This is a genomic window from Azospirillum sp. SYSU D00513 (assembly GCF_017356015.1).
In the GTDB taxonomy this organism is placed as follows: domain Bacteria; phylum Pseudomonadota; class Alphaproteobacteria; order Azospirillales; family Azospirillaceae; genus Azospirillum.
This window is the reverse complement of sequence record NZ_JAFIQV010000049.1, coordinates 15,356-31,083: the sequence shown is the minus strand read 5'-3', so window position 1 is coordinate 31,083 and position 15,728 is coordinate 15,356. Positions and strand designations below refer to the sequence as shown.

General features: G+C 69.4%; 13 protein-coding genes. 4 read left to right on the top strand and 9 right to left on the bottom strand.

The features are described 5' to 3' along the window. Window positions 1–2 precede the first annotated feature (2 nt). A complete protein-coding gene (locus JUB11_RS27050) occupies window positions 3–575 on the bottom strand; it encodes a hypothetical protein (protein ID WP_207461905.1) in 573 nt (190 codons plus the stop codon). Between the two features lie 367 nt (window positions 576–942). Here JUB11_RS27050 and JUB11_RS27045 point away from each other — a divergent pair, with 367 nt between their 5' ends. Next, window positions 943–2,145 (top strand): D-alanyl-D-alanine carboxypeptidase, encoded by a 1,203-nt coding sequence (locus JUB11_RS27045; protein ID WP_247887358.1) that lies wholly within the window; start codon window positions 943–945, stop codon window positions 2,143–2,145. Between the two features lie 68 nt (window positions 2,146–2,213). Here the strand turns inward: JUB11_RS27045 and JUB11_RS33315 are convergent, their stop codons facing one another. Continuing rightward, window positions 2,214–4,232, bottom strand: coding sequence for a hybrid sensor histidine kinase/response regulator (locus JUB11_RS33315; RefSeq protein ID WP_207461903.1), 2,019 nt, complete (start codon window positions 4,230–4,232; stop codon window positions 2,214–2,216). A 116-nt stretch (window positions 4,233–4,348) separates the two neighbouring features. Next, entirely contained in the window at window positions 4,349–4,876 is a 528-nt protein-coding gene (locus tag JUB11_RS27035) for an MmcB family DNA repair protein (RefSeq protein ID WP_207461902.1), read from the bottom strand. A 303-nt stretch (window positions 4,877–5,179) separates the two neighbouring features. Here JUB11_RS27035 and JUB11_RS27030 point away from each other — a divergent pair, with 303 nt between their 5' ends. Together JUB11_RS27030 and JUB11_RS27025 are read left to right on the top strand one after the other, a co-directional pair. Next, window positions 5,180–6,598: a hybrid sensor histidine kinase/response regulator gene (locus tag JUB11_RS27030; RefSeq protein ID WP_348771516.1), complete on the top strand. Its 1,419-nt coding sequence runs from the start codon at window positions 5,180–5,182 to the stop codon at window positions 6,596–6,598. 273 nt (window positions 6,599–6,871) lie between these two features. After that, entirely contained in the window at window positions 6,872–9,109 is a 2,238-nt protein-coding gene (locus JUB11_RS27025) for an ATP-binding protein (RefSeq protein WP_207461901.1), read from the top strand. Window positions 9,110–9,124: 15 nt separating this feature from the next. Here JUB11_RS27025 and JUB11_RS27020 read toward each other — a convergent pair whose 3' ends face one another. After that, window positions 9,125–9,490 (bottom strand): hypothetical protein, encoded by a 366-nt coding sequence (locus JUB11_RS27020; protein ID WP_207461900.1) that lies wholly within the window; start codon window positions 9,488–9,490, stop codon window positions 9,125–9,127. A 202-nt stretch (window positions 9,491–9,692) separates the two neighbouring features. Further along, a complete protein-coding gene (locus JUB11_RS27015; protein WP_207461899.1) occupies window positions 9,693–10,136 on the bottom strand; it encodes a YccF domain-containing protein in 444 nt (147 codons plus the stop codon). A 320-nt stretch (window positions 10,137–10,456) separates the two neighbouring features. On the opposite strand from JUB11_RS27015, the gene JUB11_RS27010 reads away from it, so the two are divergent. Next, a complete protein-coding gene (locus JUB11_RS27010) occupies window positions 10,457–11,014 on the top strand; it encodes a hypothetical protein (RefSeq protein WP_247887351.1) in 558 nt (185 codons plus the stop codon). A gap of 135 nt (window positions 11,015–11,149) precedes the next feature. Here JUB11_RS27010 and groL read toward each other — a convergent pair whose 3' ends face one another. The 4 genes from groL to JUB11_RS26990 form a co-directional block, all read right to left on the bottom strand. Continuing rightward, the gene (gene groL / locus JUB11_RS27005; protein ID WP_207461898.1) at window positions 11,150–12,778 is read right to left on the bottom strand and encodes a chaperonin GroEL; all 1,629 of its coding nucleotides are present in this window, start codon (window positions 12,776–12,778) and stop codon (window positions 11,150–11,152) included. A gap of 15 nt (window positions 12,779–12,793) precedes the next feature. Further along, on the bottom strand, window positions 12,794–13,111 hold the full coding sequence (locus tag JUB11_RS27000) for a co-chaperone GroES (RefSeq protein WP_207461897.1): 318 nt from the start codon (window positions 13,109–13,111) through the stop codon (window positions 12,794–12,796). 541 nt (window positions 13,112–13,652) lie between these two features. Continuing rightward, window positions 13,653–14,297 (bottom strand): response regulator transcription factor, encoded by a 645-nt coding sequence (locus JUB11_RS26995; protein WP_207461896.1) that lies wholly within the window; start codon window positions 14,295–14,297, stop codon window positions 13,653–13,655. A 358-nt stretch (window positions 14,298–14,655) separates the two neighbouring features. Next, window positions 14,656–15,333, bottom strand: a complete 678-nt coding sequence (locus JUB11_RS26990; RefSeq protein ID WP_207461895.1) for a response regulator transcription factor — start codon at window positions 15,331–15,333, stop codon at window positions 14,656–14,658. Between the last annotated feature and the right edge of the window lie 395 nt (window positions 15,334–15,728).

Sequence of the window (15,728 nt, the reverse complement as noted above, 5' to 3'; positions counted from 1 at the left end):
CGCTAGCCGTCGGCGCGCCGGCCCTTGGCCCGGACGTCGGCGAAGCTGTCGTTCGGAAACGGATAGACGTTGAAGAACCAGTTGCCGCCACGGCAGCCGGTGGCCAGCCAGTAGACCCCGTCGGCGGAGGTCTGCTGGTTCGTCGGCATCGGTTCGAAGGCGCCGCTCTCGTAAAGGCGCAGCGCGAACAGCGCGAACTGCTGCGCGGTCATCCGCGCCTTCTCCACCCGCGCGTGCTCCGGGGCCAGGGGATCGGTCTGGTGGACGCGCGCGATGTCGGTCGCCTGGATGACCCGCGCCTCGACCCGCGCCCCGCTCATGTCGGGATCGCCGGTCACGTCGAAGGTGCGGATGTTCTGGTTGTAATCGGCGTTGAAGACCAGCCGGTACCGTTCCGCCGACCCCTTGGTGCAGACCGCGCGCAGGTCCTCCCCGTTCAGGTAGCCCAGCCAGCTCAGCCGCTGCGGCGCCGCGGTGCCCTCCGGCACGGTGGAGGCGCAGCCGGCCAAGGCGGGAGCCGCCGCAAGCCATGCGCCCAGGACCAAATGGGATCGCGTGCGTGCCCTGCTGTCCATGATGGGCCTTTCCATATGGAGCGCCTCGCGGTCGCGGCGGGAAAGCCGCGCCTCGCGACACAACACCGGGAATCGGCGAACGGCCCGCCGCGTTCCCGCTTCTACCCCGATTTCGCCCGGCCCCAATTTCGTCACAGAGGCCCCGGCAAAGCCGAAGCGTCCAGTTAACGAATTCCTGCTAGACACTGATTCATCACGAATTTACCATTGTACCAACTGGCGGCTAAAAGCCTTTTGCGGGGGCATCATGCGGGTGTTGCGAAGCGCCGCTCTTTCCGGTTTGTTCCGATTCGCGTCAAGCGCGCGGCCGGCGGCGGAGGGGCGGAGCCAAAGGGGTTTGGCGTTCGGGCGTTTCGCTTTGGGGATGATGGCCGCGGTGGCGGCCTCCGGGACGGTGCTGACGTCCATCCCCGCCTTGGCCGCGAAATACGCGGCCATCGTGGTCGACGCCCGCACGGGCGAAGTCCTGCACGAGGATGACGCGGACGCGATTGCCCATCCGGCGTCCCTCACCAAGATGATGACGCTGTATCTGACCTTCGAGGCGCTGGACGCCGGGCGGCTGACGCTGGACCAGATGCTGCCGGTGTCGGCCCATGCCCAGAGCATGACGCCGACCAAACTCGGCGTGCGCGCGGGGCAGACGCTGCGGGTGGAGCAGGCGATCCTCGCCCTGGTCACCAAGTCGGCGAACGACGCCGCCGTGGTCCTGGCGGAGGCCCATGCCGGCACGGAGGAAGCCTTCGCGCAGATGATGACGCGCCGGGCGCGTGACCTCGGCATGCGCAACACCGTGTTCAAGAACGCCTCGGGCCTGCCGAACATGGAACAGGTGACGACCGCCCGCGACTTCGCGGTGCTGTCGCGCGCCATGCTCAGCGACCATTCCAAATACTACCCGTATTTCAGCCGCCGGAGCTTCGTCTATGGCGGCCGGTCCCTGGCCAACCACAACCGCCTGATGTCCCGCTACGAGGGCATGGACGGCATCAAGACCGGTTACACCAACGCATCGGGCTTCAATCTCGCGGCCTCGGCCGTGCGTGACGGGCGGCGCCTCGTCGCCGTGGTGCTCGGCGGGAAGAGCGCCGTGGCGCGCGACAACCGCATGGCGGCGCTGCTCGACGACGCCTTCGGCGTGCGCCGCGAGGAGGCTCCCGCCCCCGCCGTCGCCCGTGCCAAGCGGGAGGAGGCGAAGGTCCAGCTCGCCAGTCTGAAGGCGGCGGAGAAGCCGGCCGCGCGCAAGCCGGCCGAGAAGCCGGTCCTGGCGCAGCCCGCCGTGGCAAAGGCCGAGAAGGCGCCGTCCACTTCCGGGGCCGGCTGGGGCGTTCAGGTCGGCGCGTTCGAGAGCCGGGCCGCTGGCGACCGGGCGGTCGCCCAGGCGATGAAGCAGGCGCCCGGCCTGCTGCGCGGCGCCAAGCGCAACGTGGTCGAGGCGAAGTCCGCGGAGGGCAAGGTCTACCGCGCCCGCCTGACGGGGATCAGCGAAAAGGCAGCGCGCAAGGCCTGCGCCGAGCTGTCGCGCACCGGCCACCGCTGCGTCGCGGTCGGGCCCAACCAGAAGATCTGAACCACGCGCGGCCGGTGCCCCGGGGGTGACCGTCCGGGGCTTACGCTCCGCTCTTGCATCACGGTATCTCAGGCGCCGGCCTCCGCGAGGCCGGCGCCTTGCTTTTTGAGGGCGGCCAGCGCCGCGGGCAGATGGTCGTCCAGCGCACGCTTCAGCGGGGCAGGGTCGGCATTCCCGCCCTCCACCGCGGCTTCGAGCCTCTGCGCGGCCCGCTGGAGCGCCAGGCAGCCGTAAAGCCCGGCCACCCCGGCGATCTTGTGCGCCATGGCACCGGCCGCCGCCTGGTCTCCGGAGGTCCAGGACCGCTCCAGCGCAGCGTGGTAGTCGCGCAGGGTCGTGGCGGTGCCGGCGATCAGGCTTGCCACGCGGTCATCCGGCAGATGCTCCCGCATCGTCGCGATGGCGTCCGCGTCGAAGTCCGGGAGGAGGGGCGGGGCGGGCAGGGCAGCGACCGGAGTTGGCCCATGCCGCGTGGCCTCCTGGGGCGCATGCCGGGCGTTGCCGGGAGGCCTGCGCCGCAGGGCCGCGTTCAGGCTGTCGAGACGAAGGGGCTTGGCCAGCACGGCGTCAGCACCGGCGGACAGGCAACGCTCGCCATCCTCCGGCAGGATGCTGGCGGTCAGGACGATGACGCGGACGTTGGCGCGACGGGCGTCGGGCAGGGAGCGGATGCGGCGCACCGCTTCGCCGCCGTCCATGTCCGGCATGCGCAGGTCGAGCAGGACGAGATCGTGGTGGCCGGCGGCGACGGCCGCGACGGCATCGCGGCCGTCGCCGACCACCTCCACCGAATGGCCCGCACGCCGCAGCATCGAGGCGCCGATCATCTGGTTGAAGGGCTCGTCCTCGGCGAGCAGGACCCGCAGCGGATGTCCGGCGCCCGCGCCGGGGTCGCCGCCCTCGCCCTCGCCCTCGCTTTCGTGCCCGGCCCCGACCCGGGCACCGACACCGTGCCCGTCCCTTCCGTCCGAGGCCCAGTGCTCGCCCCAGCTCTCCGGGGCGTCCGGGCCGTGGGGCGCGCGGCGCCTGAACAGCCCGGTCGCGAGCACGCAGAGCGTGGTCACCAGCCCGACGGTGACCGGCGCCAGCGACAACCGGGCGCGCGCGGCGGCATGTTTCTCGCCGGCCGCTTCCTGCATCGCGAAGGCGGCGCGCCCGGCATTGCCGGCGATCTCGGTCGCCATGTTGCGGATGCCGCGGGCAATGTCGGCGGTCGATCCGGCGAGCGCCAGATGCTCCTCCGCAAGGTCGAAGACGTTTCCCGGTTCAGAGCCGAGCGCGATCAGCTGACGCGCGCCCTCGGCACGGGCGGCGCTGTTCAGACCGATGGGCAGGAGATTCAGGGCCGCGTCCAGCCGCGACACCGTCCGCTCGAAGGCGCGCCGGCTTTCCTGGACACCGCTGGGCTGCTGGTGGCCGGCGGCGAGGAGGAGCAGGTCGGCCAGCGTCCGTCCCAGCTCGTCCAGCGCGTCGCGGGCGGCGAGCTTTTCCGCTGCCGCGCCATCCTGCCCGGCCGCCACGTCCAGAAGCGCCTCGTCCCGCAGGCTCGCCATCGCCGCATGGAAGTGGCCGCGCCGCTCCGGCACACGCCCGATGGCGGCGCGCAGGTCCGCTTCCATCTGGTTGCGCTGCTCGGTGCGCGCGTTCAGGTCGTCGACGGTGACGTCGAGCCCGTTGCCGAGCCGCTGGAGCGGCTGCAGGACGGGCTGGCCGCCGTTTTCCCTCAACTGCGCCGAGAGGCCGTGAAGATACTGCACCTGCTGGCGCAGCCCGACATACAGGCTCTGCCGGTAGGGGCCGGACCGCGCGGCTTCGAGATGGGTGGCCCCGGTGGCGAGGCGGTTCGCCCCCTCTGAGACGCGCAGCACCGTAACCGCCGTGAGCAGATCCTTCTCGACGGTGTCCTGCAGGAAGCCGTCTGTCGTGATGCCGGAAAACCCGGTGACCGCGCCGGCGAGAAGGCCGCCGGCCGCCGCGGTCGCGAAGAGGAAGGACGGCGAGCCGGGGCCACGCCGGCCACGCTCGCGCCCGGCCCGGCCGGAAGGCGTCACGCTGGATGAGGCGGTAGTACCGTCGCTGTCGTCCATCGGGTCCACGCCTGTCCTCGCCCTGCAATCTTGCCGGGTGCCTTCATGCGCCCGCCGCCGCGATCCTAAAGGCATTCACGGTGTCCATGCCAGTCGCGCGTGCAGCCACTCCCCTTTCAGACGGTCGCCTGGCTGTGGGAAAAAAGGGGATCGTCGATGCGGTGCAGCCGCCCGGCGCCCGTCATGGCGGCGCGCAGGAGCAGGCTCTTCCGCCGCGCGGGCGCCAGCCGCGAGACGGCGGGCTCCCGCAGCACCTCGGCCCCGAAGGCGTCCGCGACCATCAGGCCGCACTCTTCCGGGATGAGGTCGAGCGGGAAGGCCTCGTCCACCGCGAAGTAGAAGGCGTCGCACCAGTCCCGGTATTCCGGCCATTTCTGGTCGGAGCGGAAATCCGGCACGCCGCTCTTCACCTCGACGATGATCACGGTGCCGTTCCCGTCCATCGCCAGAAGGTCGGCCCGCCGGCCGCAGGCGAGGCGGAATTCGGTGAGGCTCGCGAAGCCGCGCGCGGCCAGCGCCCGGCGGACGCCACGGAAGATGGGGACCGCACCGGTCGCCGTTTCGGGCGTGCCCGCATCGCCGGGCGCGTCGGCGCCGGCACCGGCGGGAAGCGGTTCTTCGCGGAAGGAGGCGGTTTCGGTCATCGGGCTGGGTGTCTTCGGGGTGACGGTTCCGGTCCGTGCCGCCGCTGACGTGCGAACGGGCCGTGAACGGAAGCGGGCAGAATGATCCCCGACCCCTGGTCCGGACAAGCGAAAACGACAGGCGGCCGCCTGGCCATCCCTTGTCACAGCCCATGCCGCGGCCCGCCGGAAAGCCCGGTATTTAGCAGAAAAGGCAGAGGATAGCGGCGGCATCCCCCGCCTCTCTGTCGAAGGTCCGGCTTGATCCTTCGGTGCGCCGCCGTAGCCTTGAGGCCCATGGCGGAACTGCGGAGACCCCCACGGGTGACGTCCGAAGCGAACACGGTGACGGGTATGGTGACGGGCATGGCAACAGGCATGGCAGCGGGCGCCGGCGCCGCGAAGGCGGTGCTGGTGTTCGACGCGGCGGGGCGGCTGACGGGCTGGACCGCCGAAGCGGCGGCGCTGCCCGGCGCCGCGGCTGTGCTCAGGCCCGGCGCGGCGGCCGCCAGCCTGTCCGCGCTGTTCGACGGCGCCGAAACGCGCGACACGCCGCTTAACGGCGGCGGTTTCCTGCGCCAGGCGGCACCAGCCGGTCAGGGCGCGGGCCGGGACGGCGCACGCCCCTTCGACCCCGCCAGCCGCCTGTTCGCGGCGGCGAGCCACGACCTGCGCCAGCCTTTGGCCGCGCTCTCCCTCCTGCTGGGCACCCTTGACGCGCGCGTCGCCGAGCCCGGCTCCCGCGATCTGCTCAAGGCCATGGGCAACGCCGTCCAGTCGATGAAGTCCATGGTGGACGGGCATTTCGACCTGGTGAGGCTGGAGGCCGGGCTGCTGGAGCCGGACATCGGCGAGCACGCGGTCAACGGCATCCTGATGCGGCTTGCCCTGGACGTGGCGCCGCGTTTCGAGGACCGGGGGCTGCGCTTCTCCGTGCTGCCCTGCTCCGCGATGATCCGCACCGATCCGGTGCTGCTGGAGCGCATGCTTCACGGGCTGGTGGCCAACGCGCTCCGCTACACCGCGCGGGGCCACGTGGTGCTCGGCTGCCGGCGCCGCGGCGAACATCTGCGCATCGAGGTCTGGGACACCGGCCGGGGCCTGTCCCCCGAAAGGCTGGAGCGGCTGCGCGGTGAGCTGGAGAACGGCAGGCCGGAGCGCGAGGGCGACGGGCGGCGTGTGCTCGGCCTCGGCCTATCGCTTGCCCGCGGCCTTGCGGGCCGCCTCGGCCACCGCGTCGAGGTCTGCTCGGAGGAGGGGCGCGGCTCTCTCTTCACCGTGATCGTTCCGCGCGCGCCCGAAAGCGCCGACGGGGCGCCCGTGCGTCTTCCGGATATCGAGGCGGAGGCCGACGTCAGCCGTGCCCGCGTCCTGCTGATCGAGGACGACCCGATGGTGCTGTCGGCGCTCGACGCGCTGCTGGGACAGTGGGGCTGCGCCGTGACGGGCGTGGAGTCCTACGACGCGGCGCTGGAAAGGTTCGGGTCCGGCCAGGCGCGGCCCGACCTCGTCATCGCCGACCTGCGGCTGAGGGGAGCCGCGAACGGAATCGTCGCCATCCGCCAGCTCGCCAAGGCGCTGGACACCGAACTGCCCGGCCTCATCCTGACCGGCGACACCGATCCCATGCGCCTGCGCGAAGCGCGGCTGTCGGGATATCCGCTGCTGCACAAGCCGGTGGCGCCCCTGGCCCTGCGCGCGGCGGTCGGCCGGCTGCTGGGCGGGGAGCGGCTGATGCCCTGATTCGGGCACTGTCAGTAACGCGAACAATAATCATTAAATTTAGAAAAATCCGAGAGGAGCAGGCGTGGGCCGGGCCGCCGCGCCGCCCCCACGAAAATCGGCGCAGGTCTTCGGCTTCCGGCTATTGAGACAGTCCAGTGAGAAAGCCGTGACCGCCTTCCCCTTTTTCGGAAAGCGCCGGTGTTTGTCGTTCAGGCTCCTGCCGAGGTCTGGTATCGTCTTGCCACTCGACAAGCACTTCCTTCGCGTGTCGTGGCCGTTCGAAAGGGAATCATGCTGGGTCTGTCGCGGAAAGGAGCGGCTTCGCCGGCGGTGCCGCTTCTGCTGGCCGTCGGCGTCCTGCTGTCCCTGGGCGCCTTCTTCCATCTGCGGGCGTCCGAGAAGGACGCGGCGCTGGCGCGCCTCGACCGGCAGGTCGCGCAGGTCCATGACGTGCTGAAGGAAAGGATCGACAGCCACATCCTTCTTCTGCATGCCCTGCGCGGGATCTTCGCGGACGTGTTCGACCGCCCGGTGTCGCTCTCGCGCGCCCGCCTGGCGGAGGCGATCAAGCCGGTGCGGCCCCTGATCCCGAGCCTCCACACCGTCGGCTGGGCGCGGCGGATCGACCCGTCGGGGGCATCGTCCCTGGAACGAGCCATGCGCGACGACGGCATGCAGGACTTCACCGTGCGCGATGACGCCCCGCCCAAGGACGGCGACCTGTTCGTCGTCGTGCTGACGGAGCCGGCCATGTCCGGCGAGGTCGGGCTCGGCGTCAACGTCGCCGCGCTGCCGAACCATGCCGAAGCCCTGGCGCACGCCTGCCGCACCGGCAGCGTCGCCATGACCGACGCGTCGAACCTGCCGGGGCACAGGGGGCGGGAGCAAAGCTACGTCGTCTACATGCCCGTCTTCTCGGGCCCCGCGCCCGAACGCTCTCCCTTCCCCGGCGGGTCTCCCGGCGACCTGTGCGGGCGGGTGACGGGCTACATGATGGCGACCTTCCATCTGGATCCCTTCATCACGGACGTGCTCGACCGGCCGCGCCAGTCGCCGGGCGACCTCTATCTGCTGGACCGGTCGGCGCCGGACGGGCAGCGCCTGCTGGCCGCCCGGCCCGCCAACGATCCGGAGGCGCGGGGCGCCGGGCCGGCGGCCTTCCACCCCCTGGGCGAGCGCGAACTGATCGGCGGGCCGCTGCTGCGCCGGGACATGTGGTTCGGCGGACGGCAATGGCAGCTCGTCCTGGCGCCGCCCGCCCTGTCGGGTGCGGCGAGCCGCCACGCCTGGGGGGTGCTGATCGTCGGGCTGCTGTTGACCGGCACCCTGGCCGGCTACGTGCGGCGGGAGCAGCAGGCCAAGCGCCTGCTCCAGGCGGAGGCCCGCGCCCGCGCCGCCATGGCCCGCGCGCTCCGCGAAAGCGAGGAGCGGTTCCGCATGGCGCTCCGCCATTCGCGCATCTCGCTGTGCAGCCACGACCGCGACCTGCGCTATGTCTGGGTCTACAACCCGCAGACGCCCGTGCCGCCGGAGGCCTTCCTCGGCCGCACCCATGCCGAGGTCTACGGGGCGGCCAACGGCGCCCTGCTGGACGCGGTGAAGCGCCCGGTGATCGCAACCGGCATCGGCGTGCGGCAGGAGGTGCGGCTGGAGTTCGGCGGCCGCACGATCGTCTTCGATCTTGTGGTGGAGCCCTTGCGGGACGACGCCGGGGAGGTCACGGGCCTGATCTGCGCGGCCATCGACCTGACGGAGGCCTATGAGATCCGCGAGGCGCTGGCCCGCGCGCATGCCGAGGCGGAAAGCGCCAACCAGGCCAAGTCCCGTTTCCTGGCGGCGGCCAGCCACGATCTGCGCCAGCCCTTCCAGGCGATGGGGCTGTTCCACCACATTCTGACCGGCATGCTGTCCGACCCCGGCCAGCAGGAGATGGCCGGCAAGCTGGGCGAGGCGCTTCAGGCCGGCAACGCGCTGCTCGCGGCGCTGCTCGACACCTCGGCACTGGAGGCGGGCACCGTCAAGCCGCGCTTCGTCGAGTTCGCCTTTCAAGGCATCGCCGAGCGCCTCTCGACGGAGATCGCCGGTCAGGCGCACGCCAAGGGGCTGGGCTTCGAAATGGTGCCCTGTTCGGCCTGGGTGCGCAGCGATCCGGTCCTGCTGGAGCGCATGATCCGCAACCTGCTCGTGAACGCGCTGCGCTACACGCCGAGCGGGCGCATCCTGCTGGGCTGCCGCCGCAGGGGTGACCGCCTGTCCATCGAGGTGTGGGACACCGGCCCCGGTATCCCGCAGGACCAGTTGGAGAAGATCTTCGAGGATTTCTACCGCTGCGGCACCGACCGGCGCGACAGCGCGCGGGGCCTCGGGCTCGGTCTGTCCATCGTCCGGCGCATGTCGCAGATCCTCGACCATCCGGTCTCGGTCCGCTCCCGGGAAGGGAAGGGCACGGTCTTCTCCGTGTCGGTTCCGGTCGTCGCCGAACAGCCCGCCACGGAAAACGCGCCGCACCTCGTTTCCTCCGCCGTTTGACTCGGACGCTCCGGGTCAGACGCCCTTCCAGAGACGCATGTACTCGATCAGCTTGCGCTCATAATAGGGCTGCGGCAGCTGGAAGCGTGCGACCAGCCCCGCCTTGTCGTCCATCTTGACCACCATCCCGTGGCAGAGGAATTCCAAGGGCTCGTCATCCAGCACGAAGGACAACTTGAAGTCGAAATGCTGCTTCGCGATCAGGTCGCCGTCATAGGGGCGGATGCGGAAGGAGCCCATGGCGATCTCCTCGGGCCGGTAATCGTGATGGTCGATCACGATGCGCGGCGGCTCCGCCGGCTTCGCCCGCGGGGCGGCCACAGCCGACACGGGCCTGGCGTCTGGCTTGGCGGACCCCGTCAGTTTCGACAACCAGGACATGGCGCTCGGTATCCTCGGAAAAGATCAGTATTACGAACCATGAGCCCCAGTTTCGGTTCGGTTTCGTTTAAAAGCCCTTAAGAACAGCGGGGCAAGGGAAGGACGGGGCCGAAGCCCCGGCCTTCACGGAGCCATGCCGGAGACCGGCTCACGTCCACGAAGAGGGGCGGCAAGCCGGGATGGCCCGCTCGATGACAGCCGATCAGTAACGGCCGATTGCCTGGCGGCGCGCCTCGATTTCGTCCTGGCTGACGATCTCCGTGCCGATCGGCCAGAGCGCCAGGCCCGCCAGCTTCAGGTGCGCCCAGGCGAAGGGCAGGCCGATGATCGTCAGCGCGAGCCCCAGGGCCGTGATGGCATGGCCCAGCGCCAGCCAGATCCCGGCCACCAGGAACCAGACGAGGTTGCCCAGCCAGCCCAGCGCGCCGGTGCCGATGTCTTCCCGGCCACGGAACTCATCCCGGCGGACGGCGGTTTGTCCAAATGGCAGGAGCGTGTACCAGGCGATGGTGAACGCGGCCCGCGCCCAGGGAATGCCGATGATGGTGACGACCATCAGGACCGCCGCGATCAACCAGGCCGCGGCCATCCAGATGCCGCCGGACACCACCCAGAGAATGTTGAGGATGAGGCTGAGAATGGGCATGGGCGTGGATCTCCTTCCATGGCGACATGTGGGGACGGACGGGCCCCGCGCCTAGGGTGCGAGGCCGGGAGTTCTATCGGAAGGGGTGCGCCGAACACGCTTCCTGCCACTTCGGACGGCTGCTTTCGACCGCTTGAAGCTACCCCACCCTCCCCGTAGATCAAGGGGAGCGCCGCCATCCTCGCGGGGCGGACGGAACAGCCGCGCCACGCCCGCCATTCTCCCACCTGCCGTCCCGCATCGTCCGGGACGCAGGGGACGGCAGGGCATCGACTCCAGGGGGTTATCGTACTCCAGGGTTTCACCGGAACGGAGGTCGCATGAACGAGGTCTTGAACGAAGAAGCCACCGGCGACCACATCGAGGCGGCAGCCTCCACCTCGCCGGTCGTCGGCGCGATCCTCGGCACCGCCCTGAACGCCGCCAGCCGGCGCGGCAGCGCGCCCGACGTCGTGCATGGCCTGATCGCCGGCCTGCGCCTGCTGCGCACCGCGGTGGAACAGGAGGCGGGCTACGCCATGGCCGCCGCCGTCGATTCCGCGATCCGCACGCGCCTGCTGGTCGACAACCTGTCGAAGCTGCGCAGCTCCGGCATCGAGCCGGATTCCGTGCCCCTGCCGACGCCGGGACCGGAGGCGACCGCTGCCGTCGCCATCTTCGAGAACGCGGCGAAGTCCTGCCTGGCGGTGAACGCCCACGCCGAGGACAACACGCCGCTCGAACAGGCGCTGTTCGCCTTCACCTCGCAGCTCCTCCAGGAGCTGGGTGGCGCTCCCGCATGGGCGGAGCTGATGCGCGAGCTGCGGCTGTCCAAGGAAGGGCAGCGGGTCGTCGCCATGGCGATCCTGCCGAACGACGGCGCCGCCACGGTTCATTGAGCCGGCATCGAGCCGGCCTCGAGCGAGCCGGGCTGAAGCCGTCCTGGAGGGGAATGGAAAAAGCCGCGCCCTCGCGGACGCGGCTTTCCCTTCGGCGCATAGGCCCTTCGACGCGCGCTTCTTCCGGGGGAGGCCTCAGAAGTCCATGTCGGCGCCGGCTCCGGCCGGAACGGCGGGCTTCTTCTCGGGGACCTGGGCCACCATCGCCTCCGTCGTGATCAGCAGCCCGGCGACCGAGGCCGCGTCCTGGAGCGCGGTGCGGACCACCTTGGCCGGGTCGATGATGCCCGCCTTCACGAGATCCACCCACTCGCCCCTGTAGGCGTCGTAGCCCCAGCCATAGTCGTCGTTCTCCGCCAGCTTGCCGACGATGATGGAACCGTCCACGCCCGCGTTCGTGGCGATCTGGCGCACCGGAGCCTGGAGGGCGCGGCGGACGATGTCCACGCCGACGCGCTGGTCGTCGTTGGCCGGCTTGACCCCGTCCAGCGCCTTGACGGCGCGGGCGAGCGCCACGCCGCCGCCCGGCAGGATGCCTTCCTCCACCGCGGCGCGGGTGGCGTGCAGGGCGTCGTCCACCCGGTCCTTGCGCTCCTTCACCTCGACCTCGGTGGCCCCGCCGACGCGGATCACCGCGACGCCGCCGGCCAGCTTGGCGAGGCGCTCCTGCAGCTTCTCGCGGTCGTAGTCGGAGGTGGTCTCCTCGATCTGCTGACGGATGGTGTTGCAGCGCGCGGCGATGTCCGCCTTGTCGCCCGTGCCGTTGACGACGGTCGTGTTGTCCTTGGTGATGACCACCTTGCCGGCGCGGCCCAGCATGTCGATGGTGACGTTCTCCAGCTTGATGCCGAGGTCTTCCGACACGACCGTGCCGCCGGTGAGGATGGCGATGTCCTCCAGCATGGCCTTGCGGCGATCGCCGAAGCCCGGCGCCTTGACGGCCGCGACGCGCAGCCCGCCGCGCAGCTTGTTCACCACCAGGGTCGCCAGCGCCTCGCCCTCGACCTCCTCGGCGATGATCAGCAGCGGCTTGCCCGACTGGACCACCGTCTCCAGCACCGGCAGCAGCGCCTGGAGCCCGGACAGCTTCTTGTCGTGGATGAGGATGTAGGGGTCGTCCAGCTCGACCTGCATCTTCTCGGTGTTGGTCACGAAATAGGCCGAGAGATAGCCGCGGTCGAACTGCATGCCCTCGACCACCTCGAGCTCGGTTTCCAGGCTCTTGGCCTCCTCGACCGTGATCACGCCCTCGTTGCCGACCTTCTCCATGGCGCGGGCGAGCATGCGGCCGATCTCGGCCTCGCCGTTGGCGGAAACGGTGCCGACCTGCGCGATCTCCTCGTTGGTGGTGATCTTGCGGGCGTTGGCCTTCAGCTCCGTGACCACCGCCTCGACGGCGAGGTCGATGCCGCGCTTCAGGTCCATCGGGTTCATGCCGGCGGCAACCGACCGGGCGCCCTCGCGGACGATGGCCTGGGCGAGCACCGTGGCCGTGGTGGTGCCGTCGCCCGCCTTGTCGGCGGTCTTGGAGGCGACCTCCTTGACCATCTGGGCGCCCATGTTCTCGAACTTGTCGGAGAGTTCGATCTCCTTGGCGACCGACACGCCGTCCTTGGTGATGCGGGGCGCGCCGAACGACTTCTCGATCACGACGTTGCGGCCCTTGGGACCCAGCGTGACCTTCACGGCGTCGGCCAGTATGTCCACGCCGCGCAGCATCTTCTCGCGGGCGGCGGTGGAGAACTTCACGTCCTTGGCAGCCATCTTTCGATTCTCCCCTTACGCGGCCTTGGCGACGGTGTCGGCGGTGGCGTCGATGACGCCGAGAATGTCGGACTCCTTCATGATTAGGAGATCCTCGCCGTCGATCCGCACCTCGGTGCCCGACCATTTGCCGAACAGGACGCGGTCGCCGGCCTTCACGTCGAGGGCCGTCAGTTTGCCGCTCTCGTCGCGGGCGCCGGGGCCGACCGCCAGGACCTCGCCCTCCTGCGGCTTTTCCTTCGCGGTGTCGGGAATGATGATGCCGCCCTTGGTCCGGGTGTCGGATTCGACCCGGCGGACCAGCACGCGATCGTGGAGGGGCTTGAACTTCATGAGTGACACTCCTCTGCTGCAAGCGAATGTCTTGAATTTCCCGGCGCTCCTCTTTGGGCAGCGCCGTCGGGCGGAGATTTATAAAAATGGATGCGATGAATCAAGAGGAAAAATGTTGAAGGAATGGGCGCGAATACTGAGTATTTTCATGTGAATGCTAAAACACAAATGGCGCCGGAACGCGGGCGTTCGGCGTGGAAAAGGTAAGGGGCAGGGTTTCACTTCCCCGGCAGCGGCCTTTCAGCGCGGCCAGTGGGGGAAGAAGGGTGGCTGCTATGAGGGCGGCCGTTCGATCGCGTTCGTCATCCACACGGTCTCCAGAGAGCGACATGCAGGAAAGCCCGGCGCCGCCAAGGCGGCGCTCAAGGCCGCCGGAGATGTAGGAAAGCGGGATTCGGCGTCAAGAGGGGGGGCGGAGAGTGCGGGGAAGGGAAGGATGATGCCCCTTAGCCGGTGCTTCCGTCGAAGCTACGCCACGGCCCGCGCCATCGGCGGGCATGGGCTTCGCGCATGCGGGAAAAGAGGAAACTGTCCGCTCGGCTCACATGCCGTGGGCGGTCAGCGCGGCCTGGGTGCGGTTGCGGACGCCCAGCAGGCGGAGGATGGCGGTGACGTGGACCTTCACCGTCCCCTCGGTCAGGCCGAGTTCGATGGCGATCTGCTTGTTCGACTTGCCGTCGCGCAGGCGGGTCAGGACCTCGCGCTGGCGCGGCGTGAGCTGGTCGGCCGAGCCCGCGGGCAGGCCGTTCATCACGTCCGCGACCCCGGCATCCTCGGCCGTGTCGATGTCGCCGCGGATGGCCTGCGCCGGCAGGTAGACGCCGCCGGCCAGAACGAGCTGGAGCGCGCCGAGCAGCACCTTGGCGCTGGAGGATTTCGGGATGTAGCCGGCGGCCCCCGCCTCCAGCGCCGCCATGAGGTCGGACCGTCGTTCGGAGGCGGACACCACGACCATCAGCGCCTTCGGCAGCCGCTGCCGTATGTCGGACAGGTCGGAGAAGCCGTTCCAGCCGGGCATGCCCAGGTCGATCAGGAGAAGATCGAAGGCCGTGCCGCTGTCGCAAAAACTGCGCACCTCGTCGAAAGACGAAGCCTCGAAAAAGGTGAGGTCCTGGGCGAGCTGATGCAGGAGACGCCGGAGTCCGTCGCGGAACAGCAGGTGATCGTCGGCGAGCAGGACATTCATTGCGTCATTCCCCGGGGGCCGGCATTGCGTCGGGCGGTTCGAAGCGTGAGGACCGGCGCGCAATCACCGGGAGGATCATTGGCGCAATCTTCGACACTTCGACTTAATTAGTAATTCGAATAATAAGAGTAAACTTCGCTTTTGGTCCTATGGCCCCCAACCTAGCCGTAAGCATAGGGCGGCCTATGGCGCGGAAAAGGCCGGCCATGGGAATGGCCGGCCTCCCTCCGCCGCGGCTGAAACGCCGGGAGCGCGCTAATCGATGGGGCGTATGGTCAGGCGATGCCCGGACCAGGGGAGCGGATCGGGGCGCCTGGATCAAATCGACTGGTTGTGAAATCCGGATGTCCGCTGCCGGTCAGTTGACCGTGGCTTCGGCGCCGATCGCCTCGGCCTGGTCGCCGATGCCGTTGTTCATGGCCCAGATGGCGGCCTGGGTGCGGTTGGACGCGTTGATCTTGCGCAGCAGGCTCTTCAGGTGGACCTTGACGGTGGCCTCGGTGATGTTGAGGTGGTTGGCGATCATCTTGTTGGAGTTGCCGTTGAGCAGGCAGCGCAGGATCTGCACCTCGCGCTGCGACAGCCCCTTGCGGCGCGCCGGCACCTCGGCCCCGATCTCTTCGGTGCGGCCGCTCACCAGAAGCTCGGCCAGGTGGGTCGGGAACACCTTCTCGCCCATCATCACAAGCTTCAGCGACTGCATCAGCGACTCGCAGGCGATGTCCTTCATCAGGTAGCCGTCAGCGCCAGCCCCCAGGGCACCCGACAGGCGCCGCGTGCAAAGATCGGAGGTCAGCACCACCATGCGCAGGCCGGGATGCTCCGCGCGCAGCGCCCGCATCGCTTCGACCTCCTCCTCGTTCCCGCTGACCGGGTCCACCAGCACCAGCGCCGGCGCTGCGGCGGCCGAGCCGATCCCCTCGCGCACGGAACCGGCCTCGCCGACCACCGCGAAGGGCGAGCCGTCGAACAGCCGCTTCATCCCCTCGCGGAACAGCTTGTTCGTGTCGATCAGGAACACGTTCACGGAATTCATGGCTGCGGAGTTCATGGCGTCGGCCTGCCTCTGTTCGTTTCCCTCGATAGCACCCTGGGGCGCTGCGGTATCGTCCCCGGGAGGCGCGCATTGGCGTTGCCGGGCGCGTCTTTCGGCACCGGGGTGTGCCTCGAATTGCGATGACCTTACCCCGGATTCGCGGCTCGTGAAATTTCTCCTAAGTCCAAACCGCGCCTTTCGATGGGCATATGCCCGAAAAGGGTAGAATGGAAGGGAGTCATAAGAGCGTCGAACCAGGGCGAAGCCGGAATAAAACCATCCGGGAGGAGGTCCGTCCAAAGGCCTCATGCCAGGGCTTCATTGTGCCTGGACTTCGGACGATGGGGCAGGCCGCGCGGTTTTGCAGATCCGCCCTTGCCGGCGGCTCCCCACTG